Genomic DNA, 19,837 nt, shown 5'->3' on the forward strand with positions numbered 1-19,837 from the left:
CGCAGCAAAACAAATTTGTTCCCGTTTCCACACCAAAACGGATCATTTTGGGTTTTGAGCATCAATCTTTAATTTTCTTGTTGCTCGTCATTGCGCAACACTTCATTGACGAAGTCGACACGGGCAACTTCGGATTCAAGGAGTTCCTTCAAATATTTTGTATCCGCCATCTTGAGCCTGACGGAATATTTTCTTTCGTATGCCTCCCGAAACTCCTCATTTTCCATTAAACCTTTAAACCACTCCGAAGAAAACAGCTTTTCTTCAAGCTTCTTATGATTCATTGCATCCGAAAGCCACGACACGAGTCCCGCCTCCTCCCAGATCCTTCAAAATCAACCGCAACCGTCCGCTTTCTTTAATCGTCCGCTTTCCTTTTTGCTTTGACAGTAGGGTGCCCATTTCCTGCATAATTTCACACATATTCCGCAGATAATTCTAATGTGCCTGCATTGCATTTTGAGGTAAAATACGGTAGGCTATTACATAGAAATATTCTAAACTACATTCGTGGGAGGGAATTAAAAATGGCTCATGAATTACCCGCACTTCCTTACGACAAAGCGGCTCTTGAACCGCACATCGACGCGATGACCATGGAAATCCATCATGGCAGACACCACGCTACATATGTAAACAACCTCAACGCGGCTTTGGAAGGCCATCCGGACCTGCAAAGCAAAAGCCTGGAAGATCTTCTCCGCGACATCAACAGCGTTCCGGAAAACATCCGGACTGCGGTTCGCAACAATGGCGGCGGGCATCATAACCACTCTTTGTTCTGGCTGATTTTGAGCCCGAACGGCGGCGGTCAACCGACAGGCGCTGTCGCGGATGCAATCAACTCCAAATTTGGCAGCTTTGATAAATTTAAAGAAGAATTTACGAAAGCTGCGCTTGGTCGTTTCGGAAGCGGCTGGGCATGGCTTGTCGTCAAGCCGAACGGCGAACTGGCCCTCTACAGCACAGCAAACCAGGACAGCCCCCTGATGGAAGGCGACACCCCGATTCTCGGCCTGGATGTTTGGGAGCACGCGTATTACCTGAAGTACCAAAACAAGCGTCCCGACTACGTTGCGGCATTCTGGAACGTCGTCAACTGGGACGAAGTCAACAAGCGCTATCAAGCGGCCCGCGGTTAACCATAAAAAAGCGAACAGCCAGACTGCTAAGCCTGGCTGTTTGTTTTGTTTCCAATCTGTTTTCGCAAATACGCGTCAATAAACGAATCGATCGCACCGTCCACCACCGCGTGAACGTTTCCGACTTCTTCCCCCGTCCGGTGGTCCTTCACCAAAGAATAGGGATGGAACACATACGAACGGATCTGGTTTCCCCACGCAATCTCCCGTTGTTCGCCCCGAATTTCCGCCAATTCTTTTTCCCGCTCCTCCAATTGCCGTTCGTACAGTTTCGCAGCGAGAATTTTCATCGCGGCGGCACGATTCTTGATTTGCGACCGTTCGCTTTGGCAGGTTACGACGATTCCCGTCGGTATGTGCGTAATCCGCACGGCGGAATCCGTGGTGTTCACATGCTGGCCGCCCGCGCCGGAAGACCGGTAGGTGTCGATTTTCAGATCGGTTTCCCGGATTTCGATGTCTACATTTTCATCCAGTTCAGGCATCACTTCCACGGACGCGAACGAGGTATGACGCCGGCCCGACGCGTCAAACGGGGAAATCCGGACCAGCCGGTGCACCCCTCTCTCCGCCTTCAGATACCCGTATGCATTGTATCCTTGAATCAGCAGCGTAACGCTTTTGATCCCCGCTTCTTCACCCGGCAGATAGTCAAGAGTCTCGACTTTGTAACCCTTGTCTTCCGCCCAGCGGGTGTACATGCGCAGCAAAATCGAAGCCCAATCCTGCGACTCCGTGCCGCCGGCGCCGGGGTGTATCTCGAGGATCGCGTTGCTCTTGTCATAAGGTTCGCTTAACAGCAATTGCAGTTCAAAATCGGACATCTCTTTGCCGAGTTTCTCCAACCCCTGTTCAACCTCGTCGAGCAGGCTTTCGTCGCCCTCTTCGCGCGCGAGTTCCAGCAATACTTCGAGATCTTCCTGCTGTCCCGAAAGTTTCTCCATTTGCTCGACAAGCGACTTCAACGCATTCGCTTCATTGATCACCTTTTGCGCCGCTACCTGGTCGTCCCAAAACGAGGGATTCGCCATCTCCTCTTCCAGCGCGGAGATTCGGTTTTTCTTGCCGGGGAGGTCAAAGAGACCTCCCGATTTCCGCCAAACGCTTGGCTGTATTTTGCAGATCTTGCCTTAATTCGCCTGGTGTTTTAGTCGCCAAATCCCTTCACCTCGAAATTGTTTCCCGCCGTCTTACACTTGCTGCGGCTGCTGTTGCTCAACCGCAATGTTGGTTTTGAAAACGTAGAAGACGACTTCTTCGCGGATGCTGTGAATCATCTCTTCAAACATTTGATACCCTTCGAATTTGTATTCGACCAGCGGATCCCGCTGTCCATAGGCGCGAAGGTGAATCCCCTGACGCAGATGATCCATCGCGTCGATATGGTCCATCCACTTCGAATCCACCGTACGGAGCAGCACCACTTTTTCAAACTGGCGCATGAACGGACCGAGATGCTGTTCGCGCTCGGCATATTCCCGCATCGCAAGCTCCAGCAGGTATTCGGTCAATTCTTCCCGGTCGGCGCGGCGGGCCAATTCCTCCAGATTGGTCTTGCCCGGGGACAGATAATGGCGTTCCGCATACTCCAAGACCCCTTGCAGATCCCAGTCTTCCGGAACCGCGTCCTCCGGACAATGCACATCGACCGTGAAACGAACCAAATCTTCCACCATGCCTTTGATGGTATCGGAAAGGTCGTCACGCTCAAGAATCTCACGGCGCTGCTTATACATGACTTCACGTTGTTGGTTCATGACGTCGTCGTATTTTAAAACGTGCTTCCGAATGTCGAAATTGTTGCCCTCGACTTTTTTCTGGGCACTTTCGATCGCGCTCGTGACAAGCCGGGCTTCGATCGGCTGGTCTTCTTCCAGACCGAGCCGCTCCATCATCCCCATGATCCGTTCCGATCCGAACAAGCGCATCAAATCGTCCTCAAGCGACAGGAAAAATTGGGAAGAACCCGGATCGCCCTGACGGCCGGAACGTCCGCGCAACTGGTTGTCGATGCGGCGGCTTTCGTGCCGTTCCGTACCAATAATATGCAGTCCGCCGAGTTCTGCCACTCCTTCGCCGAGGATAATGTCGGTACCGCGGCCCGCCATATTGGTCGCGATCGTGACAGCCCCGCGTTGCCCCGCCTGTGCGACGATTTGCGCTTCCCGTTCATGGTGCTTCGCATTCAACACCTGGTGCTTGATCCCCCGCCGTTTGAGCAGCGAGGACAGGTATTCCGATTTTTCGATCGACGTTGTGCCGACCAGAACCGGCTGCCCTACAGCATGGCGCTTGACGATCTCTTCCACGACCGCATTAAACTTGCCGCGCATATTCTTGTAGACCACATCCTGCAAATCCACACGCTGATTCGGTTTGTTGGTCGGTATCACGACAACGTCCATGCCGTATATGGAACGGAATTCTTCCTCTTCCGTCTTCGCGGTGCCGGTCATGCCGGACAATTTTTCGTACATGCGGAAATAGTTCTGCAGCGTGATCGTCGCCAGCGTCTTGCTTTCGTTCTGAATCTTCACGCCTTCCTTGGCTTCAATCGCCTGGTGCAGACCTTCGCTGTACCGGCGCCCCTGCATCATGCGGCCGGTAAACTCGTCGACAATGATGATCTCGCCGTCTTTCACCACGTAATCCTTGTCGCGCTTCATCAGGTGGTGCGCTTTCAAAGCCTGCGTGATGTGGTGGTTGATGGTCACGTTTTGCGGATCAAACAGGTTGTCGATGCCAAAAAACCGCTCCGCCTTGTGCACACCCTGTTCGGTCAAGACGACGGACCGCGCTTTTTCGTCAATGGTATAGTCCGCTTCGCGCAAGCTGGATACGAAAATATTGGCTCGCACATAGAGTTCGGTCGATTGTTCGGCCTGGCCGGAGATGATCAAAGGGGTCCGCGCTTCGTCGATCAAAATCGAATCGACCTCGTCGACAATCGCGTAGTGAAGCGGCCGCTGCACCATCTGGTCGAGCGACATCACCATATTGTCGCGCAGATAATCGAAACCGAATTCGTTGTTGGTGCCGTACGTGATGTCGCATGCGTAGGCCTGTTGTTTTTCCCAGTGCTGAATCCCTTGGATGTTCAACCCGACAGACAGGCCCAGAAAGCGGTGCACCTGCCCCATTTCCTCAGCGTCGCGGCGGGCCAGGTAATCGTTCACGGTGACGACGTGAACCCCTCTTCCGGTCAGGGCGTTCAGATAGGAAGGCAATGTTGCGACAAGGGTCTTTCCTTCCCCCGTGCGCATTTCCGCGATCCGACCTTGATGCAGCACGATACCGCCCAGCAACTGCACGTCAAAGTGGCGTTTGTCAAGCACTCGCTTGGCCGCTTCCCGCACGACGGCAAACGCTTCCGGCAACAGATCGTCCAGCGATTCGCCGTTTGCCAGCCGCTCCTTGAATTCGACCGTTTTGGCGGCCAACTGCTCGTCCGACAGTTCCGCGACGGACGGCTCCAGGCCGTTAATGACGTCAACCACTTTATATAATTTTTTAATTTCCCGTTCGTTTGAATCGCCAACGAGTTTTTTCAGGAGGCCCAACATTTCGTTGCACCACTCCTCTCCAAAAATTGGAAGCTTTCATGTCCAGATGGATTCCAGCCCCCATCAAGATGCCGGAACCGGCTGCAAAAACGGCGTCACTTTGACGGGTGCCTGTTGCGACCTTTGTGTCCACCGTCTAGTATACCATCGTTTCGTTCGGTTTCCAAAAAGAAAAAGGTGACAATTTCGTCACCCAATACCTGGCTGCCTTACTTATGAGAGTTGACGAACGTTTCGCGCCTTGGATTCCTGATCTCCGCGGATCAACCCGAGCGCAATGGAAACGGCAAGGACCAATCCCCATACGCTGGAAACAAAATGAAACACAACGACCAAAACGACCGCAAGTGCCACTTCCAGAAGCCACGGGTGAATAAAATAAGATTTCCGGAGATTCCAATACAAGATGTGCGACACCTTCAGCAGAATCAGAAATGCCAAAACTTGCGCCACTCCGGCCACAAACGACATGTCGGTCACCTCCTGCTTCATCGTATGCGCCGACACATAGGCGGGTGCCTGAAACCATACGGAAAACGCGGCCATCAAAAAAGGCCGACCGTCGGGCCAGCCCTTTTAGGCATCCATATGCCACGGCAGATTGACTTTAGAATTCGGGTTCGATCAACCCGTAGTTCCCATCATGCCGTTTGTAAACAACGTTTACCTCTTCGGTTTCCGCGTTGGAGAAAACGAAGAAGTCGTGCCCCAGAAGATCCATTTGCAACACCGCTTCTTCCGGCGTCATCGGCTTAAAGGCGAATTTCTTCACCCGGACGATCGCGCCGGCCGGTTCTTCCTCAACCGCCACAGCGGTCGCCGCCCCGTTTTCCTGGAACATCGTTCGAATGCCTTGTTCCCGGAAACGGCGGTTCAGTTTGGTTTTATGCTTACGGATTTGTCCTTCGATCTTCTCCGCAACCAAATCAATCGAAGCATACATATCGGGCGACCGTTCCTCAGCCCGGATGAGGATCCCGTTAATCGGCATGGTCACTTCCACGTTATGCGAATCGCGTACAACCGACAAAGTGACTTGCACACTCTGGGTAGGGGGTGTATCGAAGTACTTTTCCAATCGGCCGATCTTCTTCTCCACGTAATCCCGCAATGCGTCCGTAATCTCGAGATGCTCCCCACGCAATTGGATTTTCATGAGGTACTCCTCCTTCCCGTACTGTATAATTCTTATTCGACTAAGCTCCTCCAAAACCCTCCTTCAAACGAAAAATTCACAAAGGCAACACATTTCCCCAACAATCTCAACAACCTTCATTTGCAACTGAACTTGCTGCCTTCTCTTCATTTAGTCTGACCCAAAAAGATACGGTCATTCTATTCGTCATCTCCCGGACAGGCAATGTATAGTGGCACACGGTAGCAAGACAGTAGGGTCAATAATGGCTAATAGCCTATTAAACATGAATCTGGAGTGGGACCCTGATGAAAACAAGTTTGAAATATTTACTTTCTCTTGTCGAAAAAGCAGGCATCCGCAATCGGATTCATCCTATATACATCTTGCACTTGCCGCCCATGCTGGATTTTGGTCAACTCGCTGGCCAAATGCACCTGATGTATCCGCATGAGGGTTACGACTTCCTCGTTCAGCGTGAGAGCCTCTTGGAGCAAGAGCTGGAAAGACGGGTCAACGTAAGCGGAACCAAGCCGTTCTTTCCACTCCTCGCCGCCCGTTTGCACACCCCTTTGCTGCATACCCGCTTGCAAGGTTGAAAATATCCGGTCCTTTTCGTCCGTCAATCCCAGGGCCCCTTCAATATCCCCTTGCTCAAGGCGTTCCTTTTGTTGTCGGGTAAGTTCTTTGTAGCGGGCAAGCAGTTGCAACTCTCTCATCCGTTTGTCCCCTGCCCGCTCTTGACAATCCAGATCGCCTGCTCCCATGTGGAGCGAAGATCGGTCATCAAGCCCAGAACTTCGTCGATGGGTTCCGCCGTTTTTTGCAAATTGGCTTCAATCAAACGCCTGTAACAAAAATCATAGATCGGAAGCAATTGGTGGGAAATCTCGTAATCCATATTTAAAGTCGCCATTAGTTCCGTTAAAATTGCTTGTGCTTTTACCAAATTGTTATGCACTTGATCAAGTTCCCGTTTTTCCAAATGAACCTTGGCCTGATTAAGGAATCGTATCGCTCCGTCATACAGCATGAGCAGCAGGCGTTCCGGACTGGCTGTTTGTACTGCGTTCTGTTGATAGATTTGGTAAGGATTATTGATTGCCACAGTTTACACCGCCTCACAAAATTATCTGTTAAACTGTTGAGACAACCAGGCGCTTTGCGAATTCATCTGGTTAATTGCTTTTTCCATCGCTGTAAATTGCCGATAATAGCGGTTTTCCACTTCATTTAACCGTTGGTTTAACTTGTCAATCTGTTGGCTTACCCGATTTATATCTTTGCCGAGCATACTGTTGTCAAACAAGGAAAAACTGGCGGAAGAACCGGCTTTCTGTTTTAACTGATCCATTGCAATATTTATTTTGTCGTACAAACGAACCGCCAGTCCGTCTCCCGCATCAGAAGAGTCAACGCCATCATTGTTGGTAAAAAGTTTCATTACTTGATCTGGCTTGGATGCAATGGCATTACGCAACTTGGTTTCATCAATATACAGTTTCCCTTTTTCCAAATAGCTCCCGGTCGTAATACCGATATCGGCCAATTGGTTATAGTCACCCGTCGACAACCCGCTAACTGGGTCATAAAGAGCCCGGCGGAAACTATCCAAGGCAGAAGCGAGAATCGGATCTCTGCGAAGCAGGCCGCTTTTCGCTTTCTCTTCCCAAAGCTTGATGTCATTTTCCTTCATTTCTTTCTTCTGGTCATCAGTCAAAGGAGGATAGTCCCGGTAACGCTCTTCCGTAATTTTTTTATTGACTTTGTCAATAACTTCATTATATTTGTCGACAAACGATTTAATGGAATTAAATACGGTGTCGACATCCTGGGCAATTGTCACACTTACCGTATTGACCAAGTCAACCTTTTTGGCGGTAAAGTTGATATTGTTGATTGTAAACGTATTACTTGCATATTCGGCAAAAATACCGTTAAATTTAACATTGGCGTTTATCCCGACAGATTTGTAAAATGGACCGGAAGTGGTTGGGGTAGTGAGTCCCAAATCCCCTTTGGGGTCGTTGGAAATATTGTTAAAGGTTAGACTTTTTGCATTATCGGGATTCAAAAAGGTTAATTTTTTTGTAGCGCTGTCCAGATATGCCCTAACTCCGGCATCCTTCAAACCGGGTGTATTGTTAATCTGATTGATTAAATCTCCGATGGTTGTGGTGTTGAAAATGTTAAACGAATAGGCCGCTCCATTGTAATTGATTTCCAATGTTGAAGGAGTAGTCCCTCCGATTAATTCAGTAAGACCTCCATTAAATGTGCGTGTTCCCGTTACCTCAACCGCTTGTTTTAATTTCAACGATGAAAGTAAAGCTGAGTCGGTTGCGCTTAACTCAATTTTTGCTTTTGCCCCGGAAGTTGTTGAAGTTACGAAAAGCCGGTCCAGAGTGGCATCGTAACTGACTTTTACCCCAGTTTCGTTTGACTGGTTATTAATCGAGGATATCAATGCACCCAATGTATCCGTTGCATTTACAGTAATGGATTTGGTACCTTTTTCGCCAGTAATTGTTAATGTAGTCGACGAGCCGCCCCATCCCAGTTCGGACAGTTTCTTCTCCAAATTTCCGGCGGCCCCCACAACATCGGACACAATAGAAGCCCCTTCCGCCAATTGTGTGATTTTGATGTTGTAGGTTCCGTCAACCGCAGTGGGAGTTCCGGTGGCGGTTACAATACTCTCATCCGTAGAGGAAGCTTTTTTCGTCAAGAAAGTTCCCTGTAGCTTCATATTTAGCACATTGTTTCGCAGATCTAAAAGCAGACTGTTTATTCCCCGGTAGTCATCACGCTTCCATTCAAGGAGCTGTTTTTGTTGTTTCAATCTGTCGACAGGGATACGTTCCGCTTTCATCAACCGACTTACCATGGAATCGATGTCCATTCCAGATGTCAGACCGCTCAAACGCATAATCGGCATTGGTATCTCCCCTTTCACTTCACTGTGATTTCTTATTTTACTTCATCCACAAAAATTCCACGCATGAATCTTTCCATAGCGGCTACCATATCCAGAAATTTTTTCGGCGGAATTTCCCGGATTACCTCATTGGTTTGGTCGTTTATGATGGTGACATAATATTGTCCGGTCCCCTCATGAATATGAAAACGCAAATGTGTAGTGAAAGTCTCGAACACTTCGTTTGCCTTTCTTACCGCGTCTCTCAGCATGTCTAGAGGAACAGGTTCATCCTTTTTGTGTGTCTCCGTGGGTTGAGCCTTGCCTTGTACGCTTACAACCCGATCCTCCAATTCGAACGCACCAGGAATCCCGCCAGCTATTTTGTTGATCTCCATAGCCATCCTCCATCTTACCTTTATTCCCTTTTTACAAATTATCGGCAGAACAAAAAAAAAGTTTAGTGCAAAAAACTGCAGGACGGACCCCTTCCAATCCGCCGCTTGTACTACCGTAGTCCCGTTTTTACGCAATCAGCCACTTTTTCCTGCACATTTCTGTTCATTTGCGGCCAAATGGGGAGACTTAAAACTTCATCAGCCAATCGCTCCGCAACAGGTAAATGAACTATATTTTCCCGATAAACTGGCAAGCGATGAACGGGTACGGGGTAATAAACCATAGTATCAATGCCCTCTTCAGCCAGATAATCTTTTAGTTGCTCCCGTTTTCCGTTTAAAACCCGAATCGTATATTGATGGAATACATGTTTTCGGTGAGAACCCTCTTCAGGCAATACAATTTCCGGAACATTCTTTAGTAATTCGTTATAGGCAGCCGCTACCGCTCTTCTTTTGCTATTCCATTCCTCAAGATAAGGAAGTTTGATTCGAAGGATTGCAGCTTGTATCTCATCAAGGCGGGAGTTGTAACCAAATTCTTCATTATGATATTTCTTTTTGGATCCGTGCTGTCTTAACATTCGTGCGGTTTCCGCAATCAGGTCGTCGTCTGTGACGATGAGACCCCCGTCACCGTAAGCCCCCAGATTTTTCGTCGGGAAAAAGGAAAAACAGCCCACCGTTCCAATCGTGCCTAACTTTTTACCTTTATACTCCCCGCCGAAAGCTTGGGCAACATCTTCAACAATCCTTAATTGGTAACGGTGAGCCAAATGTCGGATGGCATCCATTTCCGCCGCCTGCCCATACAAATGAACGGGCAAAATCGCTTTCGTTCTCGGAGTAATGGCTGCTTCAATTTTATCAGCGTCAATTGTAAATGTTTTCTCGTCAATATCCACAAATACAGCCTTCGCTCCAACTTGATGAACTGCTTCAGCCGTAGCAAAGAAAGTAAACGGAGTGGTAATCACTTCATCCCCCGGACCAATCCCCGCAGCTTTCAGTCCAATCACCAGAGCATCCGTTCCCGAGTTCACACCAACAGCATGCTTAACACCTAAATAAGCGGCGACTTCCCTTTCAAACGCTTTTACATTTTCCCCCATGATAAACTGGCCGGAACGAAGGACCTTTTCTATCGCTTCCATTAATTCCTCATGTAATAACTCTATTTCCGTCTTTAAATCAAAAACAGGAATCCTTTCCATGATTTACGCACCCTTATCCGATTTTTTCAATAAATTGAATATTGGTTTCATTCACCTTTTCATATTGACGTTCGCATTCCGTGCACACTGCTTTCGTTCCCGCAAACCGCAAGGTTACGCCGCATTTGCATACCCATCCGGTTTGGCGGGCGGGTACACCCGCCACTAAAGCATAATCCGGAACATCTTTCGTCACAACCGCCCCGGCCGCCACAAAAGCCCAGCTTCCAACCGTTGCGCCACAGACCACGGTCGCGTTCGCACCGATGGAGGCACCGGTTTTTACCAAGGTCACGGCATAATCATCGCTTGTATTGCGCGGAAAAGCCGAACGAGGGGTCTTCACATTCGTAAAGACCATACTGGGACCGCAAAAAACATAATCCTCCAAGATTACGCCTTCATACACGGAAACGTTATTTTGGATCTTCACGTGGTTCCCGATTTTTACGTTATTTGCAATAAATACATTCTGCCCCAGGTTGCAATTTCTGCCAATCTCCGCACCGGACATCACATGCGAAAAATGCCAAATTTTCGTCCCTTCGCCGATCCGGGCGCCTGCGTCGACATACGAGGATTCATGCACAAAATAATTGCTCATTGTTTTACTGTGCCTCCTTGTGCAAACGTGAAACCTCTTCCAAAATCCGTACAACAGCTAATCCATTGTGTCCGTCGGAAATCGGCCGGCGCCGCTCACGTACACATTCCAGAAAATGCATGCATTCCAAGGTCAGCGGTTTTACTTCCCCTCGGAAGAGGATTTCCTCACCTTCATCCCGATTGGATAAATCATGGTTGATTCCTTTATGGTGCAACGTTAAAATTTGCTGTTCTTCGTCATATACCAACATTCCTTTTGATCCGATCGCAACCAAACGCCGGCGAAGTTCCGGCCATAACCACGAGGTATGCAAGTGTGCATGGATCCCTTTTTTAAAAGTTAAATGAACATACACATCATCTTCAATGCCAGGTTGGAGGATGGCTTGTCCCCTCACTTGAATATGGGAAGGAGTGTCGCCCGTAAGATATAAAAAAACAGCCAGATCATGTACGCCAAAACTCCACAAGACATTCTCCACCGTACGTACTCTCCCAAGTTTTAACCGTTCCTGATGGAGTCCGAACAAGGAACCGATCACTTCGTTGTCGATTAGTTTTTTCATTTCTTGAACGGCGGGATGATACAGCAATAAATGGCCCACCATTAAGATCCGTCCCTGTTTTTCCGCCAAACGGACAAGTTCTTCCGCTTCGGCAACGGAATGTGTAAGGGGCTTTTCGACAAAAACATCTTTTCCTGCTTCCAAAGCCTCTTTTGCAATCGAAAAGTGGGTTGATACAGGAGTCGCGATTACAACCGCCGGGACACTGCCTCCCAATATTTCACGATAGTCCGAATAAACCGGAACGTCTGGATAATCCCCAGTCAGTTGTCCGCGCAAATTCGGACTGGTTTCCGCGACGCCCGCCAACGCACCCAGTTCATAAAAAGTGCGGACAAGGTTTCTTCCCCATTGTCCGGCTCCAATCACTGCCACTTGACTCATCATTCGCCAGCCTACTTTCAAGAATGATCCTGAATAAACGACCCATTACAATCGATAAAGTTTGTTCCTTACCGCTATCCCCTGCATGGCATTTCTGGTATCAAAAATGATCCGGGCCGTTTTTCCGATTAATTCGTAGTCAAAATCGGAATGGTCTGTGGTGATCACAACAAGATCAGCCCGTTCAAGCTCCTCCCGAGTCAACTGAACTCCCTCATAACTTTTTCCCCGATAAGTAAAAGAGGGGATTTTCGTATCGCTAAACACGACGTTAGCCCCCTGTTTATTTAACAGTTCCATAATCTTAATCACAGGGGATTCGCGAAAATCGTCAATATCCTTCTTGTAAGCGACTCCCAACAGATAAATGGTAGACCCTCTAATCGATTTCGTTTCTTCGTTTAAAATTTTCCCGATTCTTTCGACCACAAATTCCGGCATGCTATTGTTAATTTCACCAGCTACTTCGATTAACCGGGTATGGTAGTTGTATTCCCTGGCCTTCCAGGTTAAATACCACGGGTCTACCGGAATACAATGTCCGCCCAGCCCCGGTCCCGGATAAAAGGCCATAAATCCGTAAGGTTTGGTTTTAGCGGCGTCGATTACTTCCCAAATATCAATCCCCATTCGATCGCAGAGAATCGCCATTTCGTTCGCAAGCGCGATATTGATATTGCGGAACGTGTTCTCGTAAATTTTTTCCATCTCGGCGACCGCGGGGCTGGAAACCCGATGCACCGCACCTTCAAGCACCTGTTCATACAGGGCGGCTGCTACTTCCGTACAAATTTTCGTCACTCCGCCAACGACTTTTGGCGTATTTTTCGTGTTGAAAATTTTATTGCCGGGATCCACCCGTTCAGGCGAATATGCCAAAAAGAAATCGGTACCGCATTTTAACCCGGTCGATTCCAGAATCGGTTTGACCACTTCTTCCGTAGTCCCCGGATAGGTGGTGCTTTCTAACACCACTAACATCCCCGGATGAAGATATCTGGCAATTTCCTCCGCGGAGGCTTTTACATAACTAATATCCGGCTGTTGGTACAAGTCCAGCGGAGTAGGTACACAAACCGCGACTACGTCCACATCATTTAAAAGAGAATAATCCGTCGTTGCATGAATCATACCCTGGCTGACCAGATCACGAAGCTCATCTTCCACAACGTCCCCAATGTAGTTGATGCCTTGATTGACCATGCCCACTCGATTTGATTGGACATCGAAACCGGTAACGCGGAATCCCGCTTTTGCCTTTTCAACGGCAAGCGGGAGACCTACGTAGCCTAAACCGATTATCCCCAGCTTGGCCTGTTGGTTTTTTATTTTTTGTATTAGCAAAGTAGCTAAAGTCGGCATTGAATTATTAGCATGCATTTCAACGATCATCCTCACTAATCGGTAAAACATCGGGGTCAAACAAATCAGATACAGCTTTTACATAATCGTTCCCCCATCTTATAACTGACCAATCCATGCATTTTTGGCAGACAGGATGTTCGAACGCACCTTTAAGATGTGAAGCTCTTAAAGATTCAAGTGTTTCTGATGTCCAAATTTCACTTATCGTCGCTTCTTGGATTCGGCCTATGACTGTTTGTTTTAACCAATCATCCGGACAAAATCTTATCCGACCATCGTATGTGACAACGAGTCTTGTAAAAACAACCGGACAAGGCCAACGTTTGTTGGGTAGACTTTGCACTTCAGGTTTCTTTGGTGTCAAACCTTTGGTATCAACATAATTTCTAGTGATCACTTTATCAACCAAAGGCATCCAAAATTTTAAAAATGCCTCAAATTCACCTTTCTTAAGTTCCGGTTGAACTACACAGGATACCATAACTTTTATGTTTTTTAACCCCCGTTTATCTCTTTCTTCAAGAAAAGCCAAAATATTTGACAGAAGTTTGCGGTAATCTCCCCTACGAATCGTTCTATACGAATCGGGAAATAGTGCATCAATACTAAATTCAACTACAACATTAGTATTTGTGTCTTGAAACAGAACATCTCTCGCTTCTCCTTCCATAAATAAACCATTTGTATTGAAGCAAAATGTTCCAATTCTCGAATTTAATACAAGTGAAACTTGCTTCACCCAATCAGGGTGTATAAGCGGCTCACCATCGGGTGTAAGCCTCAATATCCCCTTGTTCTCCCCAACTTCTCTTACAACTTTTTCGAACAAATCAATTTTCATATGTGTTGGCTTGTAAGTAGGAAGAACTGACAGATCCGAATGCGGACAATGAATACACTTTAAGTTGCATACATTTGTCGTTTCCACATGTACTATTGGGGGGAATTTCCTATCTCTTTCATTATAAAATCCGTAATCCACAACGTTCACCTCAAAACATAGAATAGGGCAGCACGTAAAAATAGGGAAACTCCTTTTGAACATTTTCCTTTCCCGCAGTTATAAATCTATTTGAATCACCAATCACTTTCACGAAATAATAGGTGCTATCTTCAAAACAGCCCCAACGTTTTTTATAGAGATAAAGAGAAGATTCATAAGATGGTGATGATTGAAAGTTATGGGCGTTAACATTTCGTAACCTACCTCTTAACAAAGCCTCGTAATCTAAATATACACTTGCCCCTAAAGGCAATACATCAGTGGTCGTTGCCCGCAGATAAATATCTTGGCACCAACCGTATAAGAACAGGCCTCCACCAACCATTCGTCCTTCATACTCAGCATACATAAATTCAGCTAATCCCTCACTACCTAAATGTTTAATAATCGACCAATAAAGGTTGTCAGGTGCGGGCTTAGCGCCAATATCGTTAAAACGAGCAACCAATACCTCATTGTACCATTGATCAAATTTTTCTCTGTTTATACTCTGGTTATGGTAAATTTTTATTTGATTTTTCTTGGCTTTCCGGATTTTATTCCGAATGCTGCTATTGATAGTCTGAGGCAAGTTGAGTCCATCGAAGTGAATCTCCAGACCCCCAGGTAAATACTGATAAAACTTTTCGACAACTATATCAGGTTGAAAATATTTATCATAGAACTGACCGTCGCTTCTGAATGGAGAAGTTAGAATAGTTATGATGTCCACGTTATTTTCTCTTCCATATTCAACAATTGAATTTAATAAAGTTCTATAGATATAATCTTGGTCACAATCCTCTATGTGTAGAACCCCCCCATAACTAGCAGGTAACGGGGAAGACATCAATACTTTTCCTACGGTTGATTCTTTTATACAGAATGGGATACATGCAACCATTGAAGAATTTTCAAAAAGCCCCAGTGCTTTCCATTCAATACTATCCCATTCCGCCAACACTTTTTGCCACGACCAAGAATGTTGCGCTAACGGTCGGTACTGACAGGAGTGAAAGCGGCTAAAATCATTTTCTGCTTGTGGATAGTCCAAAAGTCTAATATTCATTAAACTCTCCTCAACAATCAAATCTGACATCTGTCGACTGCATACAATAACCGGTCTACAACGATTTTTACATCTTCAACCGATAGGTCTGGATATAATGGTAACGCTAATCCGCAATTGTACGCATTAACAGAGTTGCTGAAACTATATTCACGGTACTTATATTTTTTCTTATAGTAATCTAATTGGTGTAAGGCATATCCACCAACATTAACTTCAATATCATTTTCCTTCATTATTTCCTTCACACGATCCCTATCAACCTGATCACTAAGTATTACATGGTAGGTTTGATAAGTGTGATTTCCATTAACCGCTCTTGGTGTTTGTATCGCTTTTTCATCATGTAACAATCGATCATACATTCCTGCTAACTCTCGTCTTTTTTCAATTATTTTTTCTATTTTTTTTAACTGTACTAACCCAATGGCGCCTTGTATGTCTGTTAAACGATAATTCAAACCCGGCACCGATAAATTTATTTTTTGATTTCGGAAATCAATACCGTGATTCCTTAATCTCCGAATCCTATTGGCAATTTCATCATTGTTTGTTACTACGATTCCCCCTTCTCCGGTGGTAATGATTTTTCGGGGATGCAAACTAAAACATCCGACATCTCCGATTGTACCAACTTTTCGATTCTTATATATTGTTCCTAAGGCACATGCCGCATCTTCCACCACTTTAAGACCATATTTATCAGCCAAAACCATTATTTTTTCCATAGCGGCTGCTTGCCCAAATTGGTGAACTGGCATGATTGCTTTCGTATTTTTGTTTATACATTTTTCTATTTCATCTGTATTAATACACAACGTATCTCTGTCAACATCAACAAATCTGGGAATGGCACCGACTAATTCGACGACATTTGCAGTGGCCGGAAAAGTAAAATCAGGCATAATCACCTCGTCTCCCAGTTTTACTTCAAGAGATAACAAGGCTAAATGTAATGCGGCCGTTCCACTACTTACCAAAATAACATGCTTGGTCTCTAAGTAATCCGCCAAAAGCGCCTCAAACTCTCTAACCTTTTCACCTTGTATAAGATTACCAGAAGATAATACCTTTCCAACTTCCAATAATTCCTCTTCCCCTAGGTAAGGAATCGTCAGACGAATCATTGTTTCGGCCCCTTTGCTAAATTCCTGTACCAAGCAATTGTCTTTTGCAATCCTTCAGTTAAATCAGTGACAGGTTGATAATTTAATATGGTTTTAGCTTTCTCTATATTTGGCACTCTTAATTCAACATCCACATAAGTTTTAGGAACATGAACTATTTTTGATTTCGATTTACTTAATAAAACGATCAGTTCAGCTAAACTTTTAATCGTCACTGTTCCTTTTGGATTTCCAATATTGAAGGTTTTCCCGATAGCTTCCGGCTTTTCAAGACACAAAACTACTCCCTCTATAAGGTCATCAATATAGCACCAAGATCGGATCTGATCCCCATCTCCATGTATTTGAATTACCTGATCCTGAATAGCTTTTTTAACAAATACATGAATAGCTCCTTCTCCAACTTGTCCAGGACCATATATATTGAAAGGCCTTATAGACACTGTGGGAAGACCTAACTCTTTGTAATAACTAAAAACCAGATGTTCCGCTGCCAATTTACTTACCGAATAAGTCCATCTGGCCTCCCCTACCGGAGCCAAATTGGTTGAACTTTCTTCATCAACTTTGTAAGCATAGGAACCAAAAACTTCACTGGTTGAGAAATTAACAAATCTTTCTATGCAATCCATGTATTTTATGGCTTCTAGTAAATTGTAAGTTCCAATCATGTTGATATGCATAGTTTTTACTGGATTTTTTATAACTGTATCAATTCCCGCAATAGCTGCTAAATGGACTATCACATGTGGTCTAAATTTTTCAAGTTGGAAAACCAGATTATCTTTATCTAATATATCTCCTTGGATCAGTCTTATATTTTTGTTGTCCGCAAGGTTAGTATGTTTTATAGAATTCCTGCTTAAGTTATCATAGATTAAAATTTCATTATCTCGAACTAGCCTGCTACATAATTTGGCCCCAATGAATCCGGCTCCACCTGTTAAAAAAAACCTTTTATTTAACATTGAAATCACCGTCTTGTAGTTTTGTTATTTCTGATTCCAAAAACGCAATTTCATTTTTATATTTGCTGCTAAGATATTTGCTTCGATTGAAGTATTTTAAAACTTGAACAATAAACGGTTGGATGTACTCCAAAATCCGCTCTTTTCCAAAAGAAATATCGGTTTCCCAGGGCATCCATTGCCCAGATAAATAGATATTCGAGAGATTCCAATAATATCTACCCAACACATACATTTTGTATGCTTCCTTGCTGTTTTTATCACTGAAACTGTCCCAATTGACCTCAGGGAGATATATCTTTTCATCAAAATTGTTAACAATATATTCACAAACCGAAATGATCGACTTTACACGTTCTTTCAGGTTATAAGTGGTATTGCTGTCATGATGCCGATAACACTTTAATTCTTTGTTGACATGTTTATATCTCATTCCCAGTTTAATATTCACTAATGAATTCAAAGTGTCAGAAGCAACAATATTGTTTTCGTCATGAACCCAAATGAGATTATTTCGACGATAAAAGTCGGTTTTGAAAAGACCATACATTGTTAATTGCCCTGATCCCCCTCTGTTGAAAATACTACGGATGATTTCATCATCTGTATATTGTTTATACTTCCATACATTTTTTGTTTCACCTTGACTATCGATAATTTGCAAATTACTGTAAATATAATCTAGATCACTATTAAGATAAAACTCCTTAACGAATTCGTAAATAGAATTTTCATGAGCTAAATAGTCGTCCGCGCTCAGCAACGTGAAAAACTCCCCATTTGCATATCGGGTAATTTCCTGGTGTGCAAGAATTCCGTTACCACTGTTTGTTTTATGAAAAATCGCCCTGATATTTCTGTAATTTTTTTGATACTCTTTTATTTTTTCTATTGAACCGTCTGTTGAACAATCATCGATAATTAATATTTCAATATTTTTATATGTTTGTTTTAGTACCGAATTTATACACTGATCTAAGAAATTAGCATAGTTATAATTGATAATCCCTACCGTTACCAACGAACCATTTTCTAATATTTTTTTTTTGATTTGTTCTCTGTCAAGATTCAAATTAATGACATCCTTTAAAACCTTCTTAATTTTTAATACTTGAATATTCAATGTATAATTTTCATTTATAAATCTACGATATTCTTCAGATTTGTAGTTCTCGCTTAATACCATTTCGACCGCTTCGTCTATAGTATTCCATACATATTTCTCCGGATAAACAGTTTTCGCTCCAAAGAAGTTATGTATGATTGGTTTTAATCCTTTTGCCATCGCTTCCATGACTCCTACAGGATGTCCCTCTAATACGCTGGTCGAAAGAATATAATGCTTATCCTCCAGCCACTGGTCGATGTTTTCTTGCCATCCGTCGAAAATAACATTGTTTTCTAATCCAAATTCTTTCACCATTTGCCGAAAATAAAGAACATACCGGGGATCCTGAAACTGTCCGGCAATGTATAGTTTATAGCGGGGATCATGATCAAAAATGGCCTTAAAAGTATGGAGAAGTAACATCGGTCCTTTTTTATAATTGATATACCCAACAAAAGCAAGGTTATATCCTTTTTCTCTGGTTTTAAATTGAAACTTATTTATATCGATTCCATTTGGAATAACAATAGTTTGATTTTCTTGAATCGATTTTTCTTGTTCCAAGACAAATTCTTTGATATGTTCCGCAACAAAAATGATTTTATCGACTGTCTCCCAATTCACTTGATTAATATACGGGGTAAATGCCTCGTAACTATGCAGTCTGCATACAATTGTCTTTTCCCGCGCAAGATCCAGCTTGCTTCCGTAAATAATGAGTTCGTCGCACCACTCGAACCAGCAAATATCCGCCCATTCCATTCCTTTCTCGATTTGAGCCGCTTCGGTGACAATAATTTTTTTGGTGTGATATTCTTCCGAGAGACCGGAAATCATATCATTTAAAAAGCTATCCAGCCCCGGCTTAACAAAAAAAGCAATTCTTTTTTTCTCCCGAATCTCCGTAAAACGTTCTTTTATTTTGGCAGCCGCTTGTTCAGCAACTGTTTTTTCCTGATCGTTAAGGGCGAATTTCGCGTCAAGATAGAAATCATAGGCAAGTTGATGCTCCTGTTGCTGTTCATAAACATAAGCGAGATTAAAAAGCAAATCGGCATTGAATGGGGCCTGTTTAAGTCCTTCTTGCAAAACCGCCTTCGCTTCTTCCAGACTTCCTTCCAGGATTAATATGACAGCCCTTGTCGCATACAACCAACTGTCATTTTGCAGCAATCCCTCACATTTTTGAAGGCTTTGTTTTGCCTCCCGAAGATGCCCTCTATTTACCAACTCTTCAATGTTGGCTTTGATCGTTTTTATGTTTTCAAGCTGCTTGTCTTGATTCTCCGCCAT

19 protein-coding genes are annotated in these 19,837 nt (G+C 44.6%); 1 reads left to right on the forward strand and 18 read right to left on the reverse strand.

Annotation, left to right across the window (positions count from 1 at the left end; translation table 11 throughout):
• Nucleotides 1–68: 68 nt before the first annotated feature.
• Entirely contained in the window at nucleotides 69–305 is a 237-nt protein-coding gene (locus AC4ED1_RS06455; protein WP_490936867.1) for a hypothetical protein, read from the reverse strand.
• 222 nt (nucleotides 306–527) lie between these two features.
• On the opposite strand from AC4ED1_RS06455, the gene AC4ED1_RS06460 reads away from it, so the two are divergent.
• Nucleotides 528–1,142, forward strand: coding sequence for a superoxide dismutase (locus tag AC4ED1_RS06460; protein WP_490936869.1), 615 nt, complete (start codon nucleotides 528–530; stop codon nucleotides 1,140–1,142).
• A 26-nt stretch (nucleotides 1,143–1,168) separates the two neighbouring features.
• On the opposite strand, the gene prfB is transcribed toward AC4ED1_RS06460, so the two are convergent.
• The 17 genes from prfB to AC4ED1_RS06545 form a co-directional block, all read right to left on the reverse strand.
• Nucleotides 1,169–2,300, reverse strand: a protein-coding gene (gene prfB / locus AC4ED1_RS06465; protein ID WP_490936871.1) for a peptide chain release factor 2 whose coding sequence is annotated in 2 segments (ribosomal slippage) — nucleotides 1,169–2,218 and nucleotides 2,220–2,300 — 1,131 coding nt in all. Because the reading frame shifts where the segments join, the coding sequence is not laid out codon by codon here.
• A 32-nt stretch (nucleotides 2,301–2,332) separates the two neighbouring features.
• Complete coding sequence (secA, locus tag AC4ED1_RS06470) at nucleotides 2,333–4,705, reverse strand: preprotein translocase subunit SecA (RefSeq protein ID WP_490936873.1); 2,373 nt, start codon at nucleotides 4,703–4,705, stop codon at nucleotides 2,333–2,335.
• A 213-nt stretch (nucleotides 4,706–4,918) separates the two neighbouring features.
• Nucleotides 4,919–5,176, reverse strand: coding sequence for a hypothetical protein (locus AC4ED1_RS06475; protein ID WP_490936875.1), 258 nt, complete (start codon nucleotides 5,174–5,176; stop codon nucleotides 4,919–4,921).
• 136 nt (nucleotides 5,177–5,312) lie between these two features.
• Entirely contained in the window at nucleotides 5,313–5,861 is a 549-nt protein-coding gene (hpf, locus tag AC4ED1_RS06480) for a ribosome hibernation-promoting factor, HPF/YfiA family (protein WP_490936877.1), read from the reverse strand.
• 308 nt (nucleotides 5,862–6,169) lie between these two features.
• The gene (locus tag AC4ED1_RS06485) at nucleotides 6,170–6,559 is read right to left on the reverse strand and encodes a hypothetical protein (protein WP_490936879.1); all 390 of its coding nucleotides are present in this window, start codon (nucleotides 6,557–6,559) and stop codon (nucleotides 6,170–6,172) included.
• The gene (fliS, locus tag AC4ED1_RS06490) at nucleotides 6,556–6,948 is read right to left on the reverse strand and encodes a flagellar export chaperone FliS (RefSeq protein ID WP_490936881.1); all 393 of its coding nucleotides are present in this window, start codon (nucleotides 6,946–6,948) and stop codon (nucleotides 6,556–6,558) included. The genes AC4ED1_RS06485 and fliS overlap by 4 nt, the downstream gene beginning before the upstream one ends.
• Before the next feature lie 21 nt (nucleotides 6,949–6,969).
• Nucleotides 6,970–8,778, reverse strand: a complete 1,809-nt coding sequence (gene fliD / locus AC4ED1_RS06495; protein ID WP_490936883.1) for a flagellar filament capping protein FliD — start codon at nucleotides 8,776–8,778, stop codon at nucleotides 6,970–6,972.
• 32 nt (nucleotides 8,779–8,810) lie between these two features.
• Nucleotides 8,811–9,155 carry a flagellar protein FlaG gene (locus AC4ED1_RS06500; RefSeq protein ID WP_490936885.1) on the reverse strand — a complete coding sequence of 115 codons (345 nt, stop codon included), beginning with the start codon at nucleotides 9,153–9,155 and terminating at the stop codon, nucleotides 8,811–8,813.
• 110 nt (nucleotides 9,156–9,265) lie between these two features.
• Nucleotides 9,266–10,369: a DegT/DnrJ/EryC1/StrS family aminotransferase gene (locus AC4ED1_RS06505; RefSeq protein ID WP_490936887.1), complete on the reverse strand. Its 1,104-nt coding sequence runs from the start codon at nucleotides 10,367–10,369 to the stop codon at nucleotides 9,266–9,268.
• A 13-nt stretch (nucleotides 10,370–10,382) separates the two neighbouring features.
• Nucleotides 10,383–10,973 carry an acyltransferase gene (locus AC4ED1_RS06510; protein WP_490936889.1) on the reverse strand — a complete coding sequence of 197 codons (591 nt, stop codon included), beginning with the start codon at nucleotides 10,971–10,973 and terminating at the stop codon, nucleotides 10,383–10,385.
• Between the two features lie 4 nt (nucleotides 10,974–10,977).
• Entirely contained in the window at nucleotides 10,978–11,925 is a 948-nt protein-coding gene (locus AC4ED1_RS06515) for a Gfo/Idh/MocA family protein (RefSeq protein WP_490936891.1), read from the reverse strand.
• A gap of 45 nt (nucleotides 11,926–11,970) precedes the next feature.
• Nucleotides 11,971–13,305, reverse strand: a complete 1,335-nt coding sequence (locus AC4ED1_RS06520; RefSeq protein ID WP_490936893.1) for a nucleotide sugar dehydrogenase — start codon at nucleotides 13,303–13,305, stop codon at nucleotides 11,971–11,973.
• A 1-nt stretch (nucleotide 13,306) separates the two neighbouring features.
• Nucleotides 13,307–14,272, reverse strand: coding sequence for a radical SAM/SPASM domain-containing protein (locus AC4ED1_RS06525; protein ID WP_490936895.1), 966 nt, complete (start codon nucleotides 14,270–14,272; stop codon nucleotides 13,307–13,309).
• A 10-nt stretch (nucleotides 14,273–14,282) separates the two neighbouring features.
• Nucleotides 14,283–15,371 (reverse strand): hypothetical protein, encoded by a 1,089-nt coding sequence (locus AC4ED1_RS06530; protein ID WP_490936897.1) that lies wholly within the window; start codon nucleotides 15,369–15,371, stop codon nucleotides 14,283–14,285.
• Nucleotides 15,359–16,468 (reverse strand): DegT/DnrJ/EryC1/StrS family aminotransferase, encoded by a 1,110-nt coding sequence (locus tag AC4ED1_RS06535; protein ID WP_490936899.1) that lies wholly within the window; start codon nucleotides 16,466–16,468, stop codon nucleotides 15,359–15,361. The genes AC4ED1_RS06530 and AC4ED1_RS06535 overlap by 13 nt, the downstream gene beginning before the upstream one ends.
• A complete protein-coding gene (locus tag AC4ED1_RS06540) occupies nucleotides 16,465–17,436 on the reverse strand; it encodes an NAD-dependent epimerase/dehydratase family protein (protein ID WP_490936901.1) in 972 nt (323 codons plus the stop codon). Before AC4ED1_RS06540 ends, AC4ED1_RS06535 begins: the two co-directional genes overlap by 4 nt.
• The gene (locus AC4ED1_RS06545) at nucleotides 17,426–19,837 is read right to left on the reverse strand and encodes a glycosyltransferase (RefSeq protein ID WP_490936903.1); all 2,412 of its coding nucleotides are present in this window, start codon (nucleotides 19,835–19,837) and stop codon (nucleotides 17,426–17,428) included. Before AC4ED1_RS06545 ends, AC4ED1_RS06540 begins: the two co-directional genes overlap by 11 nt.

It is taken from the genome of Effusibacillus sp. SKA8 (genome assembly GCF_058273125.1).

What these genes read in the sequence shown, in the direction of transcription:
- AC4ED1_RS06535 (WP_490936899.1), bottom strand. Translation starts at nt 16,468, where the DNA reads ATGATTCGTCTGACGATTCCTTACCTAGGGGAAGAGGAATTATTGGAA.
- AC4ED1_RS06500 (WP_490936885.1), bottom strand. Translation starts at nt 9,155, where the DNA reads ATGGAGATCAACAAAATAGCTGGCGGGATTCCTGGTGCGTTCGAATTG.
- AC4ED1_RS06460 (WP_490936869.1), top strand. Translation starts at nt 528, where the DNA reads ATGGCTCATGAATTACCCGCACTTCCTTACGACAAAGCGGCTCTTGAA.
- AC4ED1_RS06515 (WP_490936891.1), bottom strand. Translation starts at nt 11,925, where the DNA reads ATGAGTCAAGTGGCAGTGATTGGAGCCGGACAATGGGGAAGAAACCTT.
- fliD (WP_490936883.1), bottom strand. Translation starts at nt 8,778, where the DNA reads ATGCCGATTATGCGTTTGAGCGGTCTGACATCTGGAATGGACATCGAT.
- AC4ED1_RS06530 (WP_490936897.1), bottom strand. Translation starts at nt 15,371, where the DNA reads ATGTCAGATTTGATTGTTGAGGAGAGTTTAATGAATATTAGACTTTTG.
- AC4ED1_RS06485 (WP_490936879.1), bottom strand. Translation starts at nt 6,559, where the DNA reads ATGAGAGAGTTGCAACTGCTTGCCCGCTACAAAGAACTTACCCGACAA.
- secA (WP_490936873.1), bottom strand. Translation starts at nt 4,705, where the DNA reads ATGTTGGGCCTCCTGAAAAAACTCGTTGGCGATTCAAACGAACGGGAA.
- AC4ED1_RS06475 (WP_490936875.1), bottom strand. Translation starts at nt 5,176, where the DNA reads ATGTCGTTTGTGGCCGGAGTGGCGCAAGTTTTGGCATTTCTGATTCTG.
- AC4ED1_RS06510 (WP_490936889.1), bottom strand. Translation starts at nt 10,973, where the DNA reads ATGAGCAATTATTTTGTGCATGAATCCTCGTATGTCGACGCAGGCGCC.
- hpf (WP_490936877.1), bottom strand. Translation starts at nt 5,861, where the DNA reads ATGAAAATCCAATTGCGTGGGGAGCATCTCGAGATTACGGACGCATTG.
- AC4ED1_RS06545 (WP_490936903.1), bottom strand. Translation starts at nt 19,837, where the DNA reads ATGGCGGAGAATCAAGACAAGCAGCTTGAAAACATAAAAACGATCAAA.
- AC4ED1_RS06540 (WP_490936901.1), bottom strand. Translation starts at nt 17,436, where the DNA reads ATGTTAAATAAAAGGTTTTTTTTAACAGGTGGAGCCGGATTCATTGGG.
- AC4ED1_RS06520 (WP_490936893.1), bottom strand. Translation starts at nt 13,305, where the DNA reads ATGCATGCTAATAATTCAATGCCGACTTTAGCTACTTTGCTAATACAA.
- AC4ED1_RS06505 (WP_490936887.1), bottom strand. Translation starts at nt 10,369, where the DNA reads ATGGAAAGGATTCCTGTTTTTGATTTAAAGACGGAAATAGAGTTATTA.